The organism is Enterobacter sp. EC_50 (assembly GCF_019584525.1).
Classification (GTDB): Bacteria; Pseudomonadota; Gammaproteobacteria; order Enterobacterales; family Enterobacteriaceae; genus Enterobacter; species Enterobacter roggenkampii.
Genome location: NZ_VDAF01000008.1, coordinates 103,591 through 118,012, shown reverse-complemented (window position 1 = coordinate 118,012; position 14,422 = coordinate 103,591). Strand labels below are relative to the sequence as shown.

General features: G+C 55.8%; 12 protein-coding genes. All 12 read left to right on the top strand.

Annotated features, from left to right (window positions below):
• Position 1: 1 nt before the first annotated feature.
• The 12 genes from murD to mutT all read left to right on the top strand — a co-directional run bounded on the left by murD (position 2) and on the right by mutT (position 14,404).
• Complete coding sequence (gene murD / locus FHC48_RS08910) at positions 2-1,318, top strand: UDP-N-acetylmuramoyl-L-alanine--D-glutamate ligase (RefSeq protein WP_023345434.1); 1,317 nt, start codon at positions 2-4, stop codon at positions 1,316-1,318.
• Positions 1,318-2,562, top strand: a complete 1,245-nt coding sequence (ftsW, locus tag FHC48_RS08905; protein ID WP_008501983.1) for a cell division protein FtsW — start codon at positions 1,318-1,320, stop codon at positions 2,560-2,562. The genes murD and ftsW overlap by 1 nt, the downstream gene beginning before the upstream one ends.
• Positions 2,559-3,623, top strand: coding sequence for an undecaprenyldiphospho-muramoylpentapeptide beta-N-acetylglucosaminyltransferase (gene murG / locus FHC48_RS08900; RefSeq protein WP_021240525.1), 1,065 nt, complete (start codon positions 2,559-2,561; stop codon positions 3,621-3,623). The genes ftsW and murG overlap by 4 nt, the downstream gene beginning before the upstream one ends.
• A gap of 56 nt (positions 3,624-3,679) precedes the next feature.
• A complete protein-coding gene (murC, locus tag FHC48_RS08895; protein ID WP_059365092.1) occupies positions 3,680-5,155 on the top strand; it encodes a UDP-N-acetylmuramate--L-alanine ligase in 1,476 nt (491 codons plus the stop codon).
• Positions 5,148-6,068: a D-alanine--D-alanine ligase gene (locus tag FHC48_RS08890; protein ID WP_021240523.1), complete on the top strand. Its 921-nt coding sequence runs from the start codon at positions 5,148-5,150 to the stop codon at positions 6,066-6,068. Before murC ends, FHC48_RS08890 begins: the two co-directional genes overlap by 8 nt.
• A 1-nt stretch (position 6,069) precedes the next feature.
• The gene (ftsQ, locus tag FHC48_RS08885; protein ID WP_008501979.1) at positions 6,070-6,912 is read left to right on the top strand and encodes a cell division protein FtsQ; all 843 of its coding nucleotides are present in this window, start codon (positions 6,070-6,072) and stop codon (positions 6,910-6,912) included.
• Complete coding sequence (ftsA, locus tag FHC48_RS08880; RefSeq protein WP_006173845.1) at positions 6,909-8,165, top strand: cell division protein FtsA; 1,257 nt, start codon at positions 6,909-6,911, stop codon at positions 8,163-8,165. Before ftsQ ends, ftsA begins: the two co-directional genes overlap by 4 nt.
• A gap of 63 nt (positions 8,166-8,228) precedes the next feature.
• Entirely contained in the window at positions 8,229-9,380 is a 1,152-nt protein-coding gene (ftsZ, locus tag FHC48_RS08875) for a cell division protein FtsZ (RefSeq protein ID WP_008501978.1), read from the top strand.
• Positions 9,381-9,481: 101 nt separating this feature from the next.
• Complete coding sequence (gene lpxC, locus FHC48_RS08870; protein ID WP_008501977.1) at positions 9,482-10,399, top strand: UDP-3-O-acyl-N-acetylglucosamine deacetylase; 918 nt, start codon at positions 9,482-9,484, stop codon at positions 10,397-10,399.
• A 278-nt stretch (positions 10,400-10,677) separates the two neighbouring features.
• On the top strand, positions 10,678-11,181 hold the full coding sequence (gene secM / locus FHC48_RS08865; RefSeq protein WP_072253941.1) for a secA translation cis-regulator SecM: 504 nt from the start codon (positions 10,678-10,680) through the stop codon (positions 11,179-11,181).
• 58 nt (positions 11,182-11,239) lie between these two features.
• Entirely contained in the window at positions 11,240-13,945 is a 2,706-nt protein-coding gene (gene secA, locus FHC48_RS08860) for a preprotein translocase subunit SecA (RefSeq protein WP_021240521.1), read from the top strand.
• Between the two features lie 57 nt (positions 13,946-14,002).
• Positions 14,003-14,404, top strand: coding sequence for an 8-oxo-dGTP diphosphatase MutT (gene mutT / locus FHC48_RS08855; RefSeq protein ID WP_021240520.1), 402 nt, complete (start codon positions 14,003-14,005; stop codon positions 14,402-14,404).
• Positions 14,405-14,422 lie beyond the last annotated feature (18 nt).

Below are 14,422 nucleotides of genomic sequence, written 5' to 3'. Positions count from 1 at the left end.
CATGGCAGATTACCAGGGCAAAAAAGTCGTTATCATCGGGTTGGGCCTCACGGGGCTCTCCTGCGTGGACTTTTTCCTCGCGCGTGGCGTGACGCCGCGCGTGATGGATACGCGTGTCTCTCCGCCGGGTCTGGACAAGCTGCCGGAACAGGTTGAACGCCACCTGGGTGGTCTGAATGATGACTGGCTGCTGGCAGCCGATCTGATTGTCGCCAGCCCGGGTATGGCGCTGGCGCATCCTTCCCTGAGCGCTGCCGCAGATGCGGGCGTTGAGATTGTTGGCGATATCGAGCTGTTCTGCCGCGAAGCGCAGGCGCCCGTTATCGCGATTACCGGTTCTAACGGTAAAAGCACCGTCACCACCCTGGTGGGGGAAATGGCAAAAGCGGCGGGCATGAATGTCGGCGTTGGCGGTAACATTGGTTTGCCTGCTCTGATGCTGCTGGATAAAGGCTGTGAACTGTATGTTCTCGAGCTTTCCAGCTTCCAGCTGGAAACGACCTCCAGCCTGCATGCTGCCGCTGCGACGATCCTCAACGTGACTGAAGATCATATGGACAGATATCCCTTTGGTCTGCAGCAGTACCGTGCCGCCAAGCTGCGCGTTTATGAGAATGCCAAAGTCTGCGTGGTGAACGCCGATGACGCGCTGACCATGCCGGTGCGTGGCGCAGACGAGCGCTGCATCAGTTTTGGCATCACCATGGGTGATTACCATCTGAACCGCCAGCTGGGTGAAACCTGGCTGCGCGTGAAAGGTGAGAAAGTGCTGAACGTGAAAGAGATGAAGCTCTCTGGTCAGCACAACTATACCAATGCGCTGGCGGCGCTGGCGCTGGCGGATGCCGTGGGGCTGCCGCGCTCCTCGAGCCTGAAAGCGTTAACCACGTTTTCTGGCCTGGCGCACCGTTTCCAGCTGGCGCTGGAGCACAACGGCGTGCGCTGGATCAACGACTCCAAAGCCACCAACGTGGGCAGCACGGAGGCCGCGCTGAACGGGCTGCACGTTGACGGTACCCTGCATCTGCTGCTGGGTGGCGACGGTAAGTCTGCTGATTTCTCGTCCCTGAAGCCGTATCTCTCCGGCGATAACATCCGTCTCTACTGCTTCGGCCGTGACGGCAGCGAGCTGGCTGAACTGCGCCCTGAGATCGCCGAGCAAACCGAAACCATGGAACAGGCGATGCGGCTGATTGCCCCTCGCGTGAAGCCGGGTGATATGGTGCTGCTCTCTCCGGCCTGTGCCAGTCTCGATCAATTCAAGAATTTCGAACAGCGTGGTGATGTCTTTACCCGCCTGGCGAAGGAGTTAGGCTGATGCGTTTATCTCTCCCTCGCCTGAAAATGCCGCGCCTGCCAGGATTTGGGATCCTGGTGTGGTTGTTTGCGGCGCTCAAAGGCTGGGTGATGGGCTCTCGTCAAAAAGATAACGACAGCCTGATCATGTACGACCGCACGCTGTTCTGGCTCACAATGGGGCTCGCGGCGGTCGGCTTTATTATGGTGACGTCAGCGTCAATGCCCGTCGGGCAGCGTCTGGCGAACGATCCTTTCCTGTTTGCCAAACGTGATGGTCTCTACATCATCCTGGCATTCTGCCTGGCGCTGGTGACCTTGCGTCTACCGATGGAGTTCTGGCAGCGGCACAGTACGGCGATGCTGATCGCCTCGATCATTATGCTGCTGATCGTTCTGGTGGTGGGGAGTTCCGTAAACGGGGCATCACGCTGGATCGCCTTTGGTCCGCTGCGTATTCAGCCTGCGGAATTTACCAAGCTCTCCCTGTTCTGCTACCTGGCGAACTACCTGGTGCGTAAAGTAGATGAAGTGCGTAACAACCTGCGCGGCTTCTTAAAACCGATGGGCGTGATTCTGGTGCTGGCGGTCTTACTGCTGGCGCAGCCTGACCTCGGTACGGTGGTAGTACTGTTTGTCACCACGCTGGCCATGCTGTTCCTGGCGGGCGCGAAGCTGTGGCAGTTCATCGCCATCATTGGGATGGGGATTTCAGCGGTTGTGCTGCTGATCCTCGCCGAGCCTTACCGTATTCGCCGCGTGACCTCTTTCTGGAACCCGTGGGAAGACCCGTTCGGCAGCGGTTATCAGCTGACGCAGTCACTCATGGCCTTTGGTCGTGGTGAGCTCTGGGGGCAGGGGCTGGGTAACTCGGTACAGAAACTGGAGTATTTACCGGAAGCGCATACTGACTTCATCTTCTCCATTATTGCGGAAGAACTGGGTTATATCGGTGTGGTATTAGCGCTATTAATGGTATTCTTCGTCGCTTTCCGCGCCATGTCCATCGGCCGGAAAGCGCTGGAGATCGATCACCGTTTCTCAGGCTTCCTGGCCTGCTCAATTGGTATCTGGTTTAGTTTCCAGGCATTGGTTAACGTCGGGGCCGCAGCGGGTATGCTGCCGACCAAAGGTCTGACGTTGCCGTTGATCAGTTATGGTGGTTCCAGTCTGTTGATTATGTCGACGGCCATCATGCTGTTGTTGCGCATAGATTATGAAACGCGTCTGGAAAAAGCCCAGGCGTTTACACGAGGTTCACGATGAATCAACCGAAGCGGTTAATGGTGATGGCAGGCGGTACCGGCGGACATGTGTTCCCGGGACTGGCGGTTGCGCACCATTTAATGGATCAGGGCTGGCAGGTACGCTGGCTGGGAACCGCAGACCGCATGGAGGCCGACCTGGTACCGAAACACGGTATTGAGATCGACTTTATTCGTATTTCCGGCCTGCGCGGCAAAGGCCTCAAGGCAATGCTGCTGGCTCCGGTGCGCATTTTTAACGCCTGGCGTCAGGCGCGCACCATTATGAAGCGCTTTAAGCCCGATGTGGTGCTGGGCATGGGCGGCTATGTCTCGGGGCCGGGCGGGCTGGCAGCGTGGTCGTTAGGTATTCCCGTCGTACTGCATGAGCAGAACGGTATTGCCGGTCTGACCAACAAATGGCTGGCGAAAATCGCCACCAAAGTCATGCAGGCGTTTCCCGGCGCGTTCCCGAAAGCGGACGTGGTAGGTAACCCGGTCCGTGTGGACGTGCTGGCGCTGCCGTTGCCGGACGCTCGCCTGGCGGGCCGTGAAGGGCCGGTTCGTGTGCTGGTCGTCGGTGGCTCTCAGGGGGCACGCATTTTAAACCAGACGATGCCGCAGGTTGCTGCAAAGCTGGGGGATGCCGTCACCATCTGGCACCAGAGCGGAAAAGGCGCTCAGCAGACCGTTGAGCAGGCTTACGCCGAGGCGGGGCAGCCGCAGCATAACGTGACGGAATTTATCGACGACATGGCGGCAGCGTATGCCTGGGCCGATGTCGTGGTCTGTCGTTCTGGCGCCTTAACGGTAAGCGAAATCGCTGCCGCGGGTCTGCCAGCCCTGTTTGTGCCTTTCCAGCACAAAGACAGACAGCAGTACTGGAATGCCCTGCCGCTTGAGAAAGCCGGTGCGGCGAAAATTTTTGAGCAGCCACAATTTACCGCCGACGCGGTCGCCACCACCCTGGCGGGCTGGAACAGAGACGTATTGCTTGAGATGGCTGAACGCGCGCGCGCGGCGGCTATCCCTGATGCGACGGAACGGGTGGCAAAAGAAGTGAGCCTGGCAGCCCAGGCTTAACCCTCGCAGCGCGTGAAGCGCGGCACGAATTTTAAGTAGTCGATGGCGTTTAGAGAATGAATACACAACAACTGGCAAAACTGCGTTCAATCGTGCCCGAGATGCGTCGCGTCCGGCACATTCACTTTGTTGGCATCGGTGGTGCCGGCATGGGCGGTATTGCCGAAGTGTTAGCTAACGAAGGCTATCAGATCAGCGGGTCTGACCTGGCGCCAAACCCTGTAACGCAGCAGCTGGCGTCGCTTGGGGCGACTATCTATTTCAACCATCGCCCGGAAAACGTGCGCGATGCGAGCGTGGTGGTGGTCTCAAGCGCCATCTCTTCTGACAACCCGGAAATCGTTGCCGCTCACGACGCGCGCATTCCGGTGATCCGCCGTGCCGAAATGTTGGCGGAACTGATGCGCTTCCGCCACGGCATCGCGATTGCCGGGACCCACGGTAAAACCACGACCACGGCGATGGTTTCCAGTATTTATGCAGAAGCGGGTCTCGACCCGACGTTCGTCAACGGCGGTCTGGTCAAAGCCGCGGGCGTACATGCGCGTCTGGGCCACAGTCGTTATCTGATTGCTGAAGCGGACGAGAGCGACGCGTCGTTCCTGCACCTGCAGCCGATGGTGGCGATTGTCACCAACATCGAAGCTGACCATATGGATACCTACCAGGGTGACTTCGAGAACTTAAAGCAGACCTTTATCAACTTCCTGCACAACCTGCCGTTCTACGGGCGTGCGGTGATGTGCGTGGACGATCCGGTGATCCGCGAGTTGCTGCCGCGCGTGGGTCGTCAAATCACCACCTACGGCTTCAGCGAAGACGCTGACGTCCGCGTGGAAGAGTACAAACAGATTGGCGCGCAGGGACACTTCACGCTGGCGCGTCAGGACAAAGAGCTGCTGCACGTGACGCTGAATGCGCCAGGGCGCCATAACGCGCTCAATGCCGCAGCGGCAGTGACCGTCGCGACGGAAGAAGGCATTGATGATGATGCGATTCTGCGCGCACTGGAAAGCTTCCAGGGCACCGGGCGTCGTTTCGATTTCCTCGGTGAATTCCCGCTGGATGCCGTGAACGGTAAAGCCGGTACGGCGATGCTGGTGGACGACTATGGCCACCATCCGACCGAAGTGGACGCCACCATCAAAGCCGCTCGTGCAGGCTGGCCAGACAAAAATCTGGTGATGGTGTTCCAGCCGCACCGCTTCACGCGTACGCGCGATCTGTATGACGATTTCGCCAGCGTCCTGTCACAGGTAGACACCCTGTTAATGCTGGATGTGTACGCCGCAGGCGAGACGCCGATTCCTGGTGCAGACAGTCGTTCTCTGTGTCGCACCATTCGTGGACGCGGTAAAGTTGACCCTATTCTGGTTTCTGACCCTGCGCAGGTGGCGGAAATTCTGGCACCGGTCCTGACAGGTAACGATCTGATTCTGATTCAGGGCGCGGGAAATATCGGCAAAATCGCCCGTACCTTAGCTGAAATCAAACTGAAGCCGCAAAACCAGGAGGATGAGCATCATGGCTGATAAGATTGCTGTCCTGTCTGGCGGCACCTCCGCCGAGCGCGAGGTTTCCCTGAATTCCGGCGCCGCTGTACTGGCGGGCCTGCGTGAAGGTGGCGTTAATGCGCACCTGGTCGATCCAAAAGAGGTCGACGTGACGCAGTTAAAAGCCATGGGCTTCGATAAAGTCTTTATCGCTTTACACGGTCGTGGCGGCGAAGACGGCACCCTGCAGGGGCTTCTGGATCTGATCGGTCTGCCATACACCGGCAGCGGCGTGATGGCGTCTGCTATCTCTATGGATAAACTGCGCAGCAAGCTGCTGTGGCAGGGCGCAGGTTTACCTGTTGCGCCATGGGTGGCACTGACGCGTCGCGAATTTGAATTGGGCCTGCCGGATAGCGTTAATGCACGCATTGCTGAACTGGGCTTACCGGTTATTGTAAAGCCCAGTCGGGAAGGCTCCAGCGTGGGAATGTCCAAAGTCGACAAAGCTGACGATTTAGCGTCCGCTTTAGCGCTGGCATTTCAACATGATGATGAAGTTCTGATAGAAAAATGGCTTAGCGGGCCGGAATTTACCGTCGCGATGCTTGGCGAAGAAATTTTACCGTCAATCCGTATCCAACCCGCCGGAGTCTTCTATGATTATGAGGCGAAGTATCTCTCTGATGAGACGCAATATTTCTGCCCAAGTGGTCTTGAAGCTGAGCGTGAAGCCGATTTACAGTCCCTGGTGCTTAAAGCCTGGCATGTTCTGGGTTGCCAGGGCTGGGGACGCATCGACGTGATGCAGGACCGGGATGGACAATTTTATCTGCTGGAAGCCAACACCTCTCCGGGTATGACGAGCCACAGCCTTGTGCCGATGGCTGCGCGTCAGGCGGGGATGAGCTTCTCGCAGTTAGTCGTACGCATTCTGGACCAGGCGGGCTGATATGTCTCAGGCTGCATTGAACACGCGCAACCGCGATGACGAGGAAGAATACACCTCTTCACGCCGCAGTAATGGAACGCGTCTTGCAGGCATCATTTTCCTGCTCGGGGTGCTGTGCACCGTGTTTATCAGCGGCTGGATGGTACTGGGCTGGATGGAAGATGCGCAGCGGTTGCCGCTTTCTAAGCTGGTGGTCACCGGTGAGCGTCACTACACGCGTAACGACGATATTCGCCAGTCAATACTGGCGCTGGGCTCGCCTGGCACCTTTATGACGCAGGACGTCAATATTATCCAAAGCCAGATTGAACGTCTGCCATGGATAAAACAGGCGAGCGTAAGAAAGCAATGGCCTGATGAATTGAAGATTCATCTGGTTGAATATGTGCCCATTGCGCGTTGGAATGATCAGCACATGGTTGACGTCGACGGAAATTCCTTCAGCGTCCCGACCGATCGTGTCAACAAGCAGAATTTACCGATGTTGTATGGCCCTGAAGGCAGCGAAAACGAGGTGTTACAGGGTTTTCGTGAAATGGGCCAGGTGCTGGCGAAGGACAGGTTTACGTTAAAAGATGCTGCAATGACGGCGCGCCGCTCCTGGCAACTTACGTTAACGAACGGCATTAAGCTCAACCTGGGACGCGGGGACACCATGAAGCGTCTGGCGCGTTTTGTCGAACTTTACCCGGTTTTACAGCAGCAGGCACAGACTGACGGCAAACGGATAAGCTACGTTGATTTGCGCTATGACTCAGGCGCAGCAGTCGGTTGGGTACCGGCTCCGGTCGAGGAACCTAATCAGCAACAGAATCAGGCACAGGTACAGGCAGAACAACAATGATCAAGGCGACGGACAGAAAACTGGTAGTTGGACTGGAGATTGGCACCGCGAAGGTTGCCGCTTTAGTAGGGGAAGTTCTGCCCGACGGTATGGTCAATATCATTGGCGTGGGCAGTTGCCCGTCACGTGGTATGGATAAAGGTGGGGTAAACGATCTTGAATCGGTGGTGAAATGCGTCCAGCGCGCCATCGATCAGGCTGAATTGATGGCAGATTGCCAGATTTCTTCTGTCTATCTTGCCCTTTCTGGTAAGCACATTAGCTGCCAGAACGAAATCGGTATGGTGCCGATTTCCGAAGAGGAAGTGACGCAGGAAGACGTTGAAAACGTTGTGCATACGGCGAAGTCCGTGCGTGTTCGCGATGAGCATCGCGTATTGCACGTGATCCCGCAGGAATATGCGATTGACTACCAGGAAGGGATCAAAAACCCTGTTGGTCTGTCAGGCGTTCGTATGCAGGCAAAAGTGCACCTGATCACATGTCACAACGATATGGCGAAGAACATTGTAAAAGCCGTTGAACGTTGTGGCCTGAAAGTTGACCAACTTATTTTCGCCGGTCTGGCGGCAAGTTATTCCGTACTGACCGAAGATGAACGTGAACTGGGTGTCTGTGTGGTCGATATTGGTGGTGGTACAATGGACATGGCCGTGTATACCGGCGGTGCGCTGCGCCACACCAAAGTGATCCCGTACGCAGGGAACGTCGTGACCAGCGATATTGCTTACGCTTTTGGTACGCCACCGAGCGATGCAGAAGCGATTAAAGTGCGCCACGGCTGTGCGCTGGGTTCTATCGTTGGCAAAGATGAGAGCGTTGAAGTGCCAAGCGTCGGTGGTCGTCCACCGCGCAGCCTGCAGCGCCAAACGTTGGCAGAGGTGATCGAACCGCGCTATACCGAGCTGCTCAACCTGGTCAACGAAGAAATTTTACAGTTACAGGAACAGCTTCGTCAGCAGGGTGTTAAACATCATCTTGCGGCGGGGATTGTATTAACCGGCGGTGCAGCGCAAATTGAAGGTCTTGCGGCCTGTGCGCAGCGCGTCTTCCATACGCAGGTACGTATTGGGGCGCCGCTGAATATCACCGGTTTAACGGATTATGCTCAGGAGCCGTATTATTCAACGGCTGTGGGCCTGCTCCACTACGGGAAGGAATCTCATCTCAGTGGTGAAGCGGAAGTGGAAAAACGCGTCTCAGTGGGGTCGTGGGTCAAACGACTGAACAACTGGTTGCGAAAAGAGTTTTAATTTTTTTAAGAGACCGGAGAGAATTAGCGGTCTCGGGCGACAGGCACAACGGAGAGAGAAATTATGTTTGAACCTATGGAACTGACCAACGACGCGGTGATTAAAGTCATCGGCGTCGGTGGCGGCGGCGGTAACGCCGTAGAGCATATGGTGCGTGAACGCATTGAAGGTGTTGAATTCTTCGCGGTTAACACCGATGCGCAGGCACTGCGTAAGACGGCGGTAGGCCAGACTATCCAGATCGGCGGTGGTATCACCAAAGGGCTGGGAGCTGGGGCTAACCCGGAAGTGGGTCGCAATGCGGCTGAAGAAGATCGTGAAGCCCTGCGCGCTGCACTGGAAGGTGCGGACATGGTCTTCATCGCAGCAGGTATGGGGGGCGGTACCGGTACCGGCGCAGCACCTGTTGTCGCTGAAGTAGCTAAAGATTTAGGTATCCTGACCGTTGCTGTCGTGACCAAGCCTTTCAATTTTGAAGGCAAGAAGCGTATGGCCTTCGCGGAGCAGGGTATCACCGAGCTGTCCAAGCATGTGGACTCGCTGATCACCATCCCGAACGACAAACTGTTGAAAGTTCTGGGTCGTGGTATCTCCCTGCTTGACGCCTTCGGCGCAGCAAACGACGTGCTGAAAGGCGCGGTTCAGGGTATCGCTGAACTGATTACCCGTCCTGGCCTGATGAACGTTGACTTTGCAGACGTTCGCACCGTGATGTCTGAAATGGGCTACGCGATGATGGGCTCTGGCGTGGCGAGCGGCGAAGACCGTGCAGAAGAAGCGGCTGAAATGGCTATCTCTTCTCCACTGCTGGAAGATATCGACCTGTCTGGTGCGCGCGGCGTGCTGGTCAACATTACCGCTGGCTTTGACCTGCGTCTGGATGAGTTCGAAACCGTGGGTAACACCATCCGTGCGTTCGCCTCTGACAACGCTACCGTGGTAATCGGTACTTCACTTGACCCTGAAATGAACGACGAGCTGCGTGTTACCGTTGTGGCAACCGGTATCGGTATGGACAAGCGTCCTGAGATCACCTTAGTGACTAACAAGCAGACTCAGCAACCGGTAATGGATCGTTACCAGCAGCACGGTATGTCTCCGCTGACTCAGGAGCAGAAACCGGCCGCGAAAGTGGTGAACGACCCAACGCCGCAAACGGCGAAAGAGCCAGATTATCTGGATATCCCGGCGTTCCTGCGTAAGCAAGCTGATTAAGAATTGGCTGGAATTAGGGGATTTGCGCTCTTTGTGCTAAACTGGCCCACCGTTAGTGATATACACTCTCGGTTGGATAGTTAATTTGGCGAGATTATACGATGATCAAACAAAGGACACTTAAACGTATCGTTCAGGCGACGGGTGTCGGTTTACATACCGGCAAGAAAGTCACGCTGACGTTACGCCCTGCGCCGGCCAATACCGGGGTCATCTATCGTCGCACCGACTTGAATCCACCGGTAGATTTTCCGGCCGATGCCAAATCTGTGCGTGATACTATGCTCTGTACTTGTCTGGTGAACGAGCATGACGTGCGGATTTCTACCGTAGAGCACCTGAACGCCGCCCTGGCGGGTCTGGGTATCGACAACATTATTGTTGAAGTCGATGCGCCAGAAATCCCGATTATGGATGGCAGTGCTGCACCGTTCGTCTATCTGTTGCTGGATGCCGGCATCGAAGAACTGAACTGCGCGAAGAAATTTGTCCGCATCAAAGAGACCGTTCGCGTCGAAGATGGTGACAAGTGGGCTGAATTCAAACCGTACAATGGTTTCTCGCTGGACTTTACCATCGACTTTAACCATCCGGCGATTGATTCCAGCACCCAGCGCTATGCGATGAACTTCTCTGCCGATGCGTTTATGCGCCAGATCAGCCGAGCCCGTACGTTTGGCTTCATGCGTGATATCGAATATCTGCAGTCCCGCGGCCTGTGCCTGGGCGGCAGCTTCGATTGTGCCATCGTTGTTGACGATTATCGCGTACTGAACGAAGACGGCCTGCGTTTCGAAGATGAATTCGTTCGTCACAAAATGCTGGACGCTATCGGCGACCTGTTCATGTGTGGTCACAACATCATTGGTGCATTTACCGCGTTCAAATCCGGTCATGCGCTGAACAACAAACTGTTGCAGGCCGTCCTGGCAAAACAGGAAGCCTGGGAATATGTGACCTTCGAAGACGAAGCAGAACTGCCGTTGGCTTTCAAAGCGCCAAGCATGGTTCTGGCGTAACGGTTCACGCCGTTTCGTAAAAAATCGACTGGTTAACCTGGTACTCTCTCCGGCCAGGAAGACCAGTCGTTTTTATTTTTACCCTTCTTTGTTTGTCCCAGCGTTATTTCTAGTCTGTCCTGCGTAGAAAGTGTGTGCGTTAGCTGCATTCTTGACCGTTTTTCCCCGCGGCGGCGCCTCATTCCTGCTGATGTGTATTGGCTTTAGTGGTAATATCTGGGCGCTTAAAAAAATAACTGAAGATAGCCTGTAACAGGCTGGCTTATGTGGTGGAGCAAGTGAGCGGAATACTGACGCGCTGGCGACAATTTGGCAGACGTTACTTCTGGCCGCATCTCTTATTAGGGATGGTCGCGGCGAGTTTCGGCTTGCCTGTGCTCAGCAACAGTGCCGAAGCGGCGACGCCGACGAAGACCTCTACCAGCAAACACGATCTCAATACGCGGGTTAACTTTACAAATCTCGCCTGGCTTGAAGCCAGTCGCCGCCCGAATTTCTCCGTTGATTACTGGCACCAGCACGCTATCCGCACGGTTATCCGCCATCTCTCCTTCGCGATGGCGCCGCAGGCAATGCCTGTTGCGGAAGAGGCGCTGCCGGTGCAGGTGCAGCATCTTGCCCTGCTGGACACGCTCAACGCGCTGCTCACGCAGGACAGCCAGCCGCCGGTTATGGTTCGCCAGACGGCGCAACGCGCGCTCGTTCCTCCTGTTTCATTCTCTGTTTCAACCTGGATTAGCCAGGTTCACGGCATTCGCGCCGGGCCTCAACGCCTCAGCTAAATTAACTTTTTCAATACCTTAATTTATCTGCCCATGATGGGGCGTTTGAGAATTTATTATGCTAATCAAATTATTAACTAAAGTTTTTGGTAGTCGTAACGATCGTACCCTGCGCCGTATGCGCAAAGCTGTTGCCGTCATCAACGGTATGGAACCGGCGATGGAGAAGCTCTCTGATGATGAGCTGAAAGCGAAAACGGCGGAATTCCGTGCGCGTCTGGAAAAAGGTGAAACCTTAGAAAGCCTGATCCCGGAAGCATTTGCTGTCGTGCGTGAAGCAAGTAAGCGCGTGTTCGGCATGCGTCACTTCGACGTTCAGCTGCTGGGCGGGATGGTGCTTAACGAACGCTGCATCGCGGAAATGCGTACCGGTGAAGGTAAAACCCTGACCGCAACGCTGCCGGCTTACCTGAATGCGTTGACCGGTAAAGGCGTTCACGTCGTTACCGTCAACGACTATCTGGCGCAGCGTGACGCCGAAAACAACCGTCCACTGTTCGAATTCCTCGGCATGACCGTCGGCATCAACATGTCTGGCCTGCCTGCACCAGCCAAGCGTGAAGCGTATAACGCGGACATTACCTACGGTACCAACAACGAATACGGCTTCGACTACCTGCGTGACAACATGGCGTTCAGCCCTGAAGAGCGCGTCCAGCGTAAGCTGCACTACGCGCTGGTGGATGAGGTGGACTCCATCCTGATCGATGAAGCGCGTACTCCGCTTATCATCTCCGGCCCGGCTGAAGACAGCTCCGAGATGTACCGTAAGGTCGACAAAATCATTCCACACCTGCTGCGCCAGGAGAAAGAAGACTCGGATACCTTCCAGGGTGAAGGTCACTTCTCCGTGGATGAAAAAGCGCGCCAGGTGAACCTGACCGAGCGTGGTCTGGTGAAAATCGAAGAGCTGCTGGTGGCTGAAGGCATTATGGAAGAGGGCGAGTCTCTGTACTCCCCAAGCAACATCATGCTGATGCACCATGTGACCGCCGCGCTGCGTGCCCACGCGCTGTTCACCCGCGACGTCGACTACATCGTAAAAGACGGCGAAGTGATCATTGTCGATGAGCACACCGGTCGTACCATGCAGGGACGTCGCTGGTCAGACGGTCTGCACCAGGCTGTAGAAGCCAAAGAAGGCGTGGATATTCAAAACGAAAACCAGACGCTGGCGTCTATCACCTTCCAGAACTACTTCCGTCTGTACGAGAAGCTGGCGGGCATGACCGGTACAGCCGATACCGAAGCGTTTGAATTCAGCTCTATCTACAAGCTGGATACCGTGGTCGTTCCAACCAACCGTCCGATGATCCGTAAGGATATGCCGGACCTGGTGTACATGACCGAAGCGGAAAAAATTCAGGCGATCATCGAAGACATTCGCGAGCGTACTGCTAAAGGCCAGCCGGTTCTGGTGGGGACCATCTCCATTGAAAAATCCGAAGTGGTTTCTCACGAGCTGACGAAAGCGGGCATCAAGCACAACGTACTGAACGCCAAATTCCACGCCAAAGAAGCGGATATTGTTGCGCAGGCAGGTTATCCGGCTGCGGTAACCATCGCCACCAACATGGCGGGTCGTGGTACCGACATTATGCTGGGCGGTAGCTGGCAGGCCGAAGTGGCTGAGCTGGAAAACCCAACGCCTGAACAGATTGCGCAGATCAAGGCCGACTGGCAGGTGCGTCATGACGCGGTGCTGGCATCCGGCGGTCTGCACATTATCGGTACCGAGCGTCACGAATCGCGTCGTATCGATAACCAGCTGCGTGGTCGTGCGGGTCGTCAGGGTGATGCCGGTTCTTCCCGCTTCTATCTGTCGATGGAAGATGCGCTGATGCGTATTTTCGCCTCCGACCGCGTGTCCGGCATGATGCGCAAGCTGGGCATGAAGCCGGGCGAAGCTATTGAGCACCCGTGGGTCACCAAAGCGATCGCGAACGCACAGCGTAAAGTGGAAAGCCGCAACTTCGATATTCGTAAGCAGCTGCTGGAATACGATGACGTGGCTAACGACCAGCGTCGTGCGATCTACACCCAGCGTAACGAACTGCTGGACGTGTCCGACGTGAGCGAAACCATCAACAGCATTCGCGAAGATGTGTTTAAAGCCACGATTGATGCGCACATTCCGCCGCAGTCTCTGGAAGAGATGTGGGACATCGAAGGCCTGCAGGAACGCCTGAAAAACGACTTTGACCTCGATCTGCCTATCAAAGAGTGGCTGGATAAAGAGCCTGAGCTGCACGAAGAGACCCTGCGCGAGCGTATCTACGAAACCGCGCTGGACGTCTACAAGCGCAAGGAAGAAGTGGTTGGCGCTGAAATGATGCGTCACTTCGAAAAAGGCGTGATGCTGCAGACGCTGGACTCCCTGTGGAAAGAGCACCTGGCGGCGATGGACTACCTGCGTCAGGGTATCCACCTGCGTGGCTATGCGCAGAAAGATCCGAAGCAGGAATACAAGCGTGAGTCCTTCTCCATGTTTGCCTCTATGCTTGAGTCGCTGAAGTATGAAGTCATCAGCACCCTGAGCAAGGTTCAGGTGCGTATGCCGGAAGAGGTGGAAGCGATGGAACAGCAGCGTCGTGAAGAAGCCGAGCGTCTGGCACAAATGCAACAGCTGAGCCATCAGACCGACGACAGCGAAGCCGCAGCGGCGATCGCCGCGCAAACCGGCGATCGTAAAGTGGGTCGTAACGATCCATGCCCGTGCGGTTCTGGTAAAAAGTACAAGGCGTGCCACGGCCGTCTGAGCTAAGTTCATAAAAAAACAAAAAGGCGCAGAAATCTGCGCCTTTTTTATGGAAGTGACAATATGAAAATACTGCAAATTGCCGTCGGGATTATTCGCAACCCGCAAAACCAAATCTTTATCACCCAGCGTGCTGCCGACGCCCATATGGCGAACAAATGGGAGTTTCCTGGCGGAAAAATTGAGGCCGGTGAAACCCCGGAAGCGGCGCTGGTTCGCGAGCTTCAGGAGGAGGTGGGGATCACCCCGCTTGGCGCAACGCTGTTTGATAAGCTTGAGTACCAGTTCCCGGACAGACACATCACGCTGTGGTTCTGGCTGGTGGAAAACTGGGAAGGTGAACCCTGGGGGAAAGAGGGGCAGCCGGGTAACTGGGTGGAGCTTCAGGCAAGTGATGCCGAAAAATTCCCGCCAGCTAATGAGCCTGTGATCCTGCGGTTAGTCGAACAACCGAAGGCCTGCTAAGCGACACGCCAGCAGGCT

Bases quoted from the DNA above. Each gene is read 5' to 3' on its own strand.
- ftsZ (WP_008501978.1), top strand. From the start codon at position 8,229: ATGTTTGAACCTATGGAACTGACCAACGACGCGGTGATTAAAGTCATC.
- ftsA (WP_006173845.1), top strand. From the start codon at position 6,909: ATGATCAAGGCGACGGACAGAAAACTGGTAGTTGGACTGGAGATTGGC.
- murG (WP_021240525.1), top strand. From the start codon at position 2,559: ATGAATCAACCGAAGCGGTTAATGGTGATGGCAGGCGGTACCGGCGGA.
- FHC48_RS08890 (WP_021240523.1), top strand. From the start codon at position 5,148: ATGGCTGATAAGATTGCTGTCCTGTCTGGCGGCACCTCCGCCGAGCGC.
- mutT (WP_021240520.1), top strand. From the start codon at position 14,003: ATGAAAATACTGCAAATTGCCGTCGGGATTATTCGCAACCCGCAAAAC.
- murC (WP_059365092.1), top strand. From the start codon at position 3,680: ATGAATACACAACAACTGGCAAAACTGCGTTCAATCGTGCCCGAGATG.
- lpxC (WP_008501977.1), top strand. From the start codon at position 9,482: ATGATCAAACAAAGGACACTTAAACGTATCGTTCAGGCGACGGGTGTC.
- ftsQ (WP_008501979.1), top strand. From the start codon at position 6,070: ATGTCTCAGGCTGCATTGAACACGCGCAACCGCGATGACGAGGAAGAA.
- secA (WP_021240521.1), top strand. From the start codon at position 11,240: ATGCTAATCAAATTATTAACTAAAGTTTTTGGTAGTCGTAACGATCGT.
- ftsW (WP_008501983.1), top strand. From the start codon at position 1,318: ATGCGTTTATCTCTCCCTCGCCTGAAAATGCCGCGCCTGCCAGGATTT.
- murD (WP_023345434.1), top strand. From the start codon at position 2: ATGGCAGATTACCAGGGCAAAAAAGTCGTTATCATCGGGTTGGGCCTC.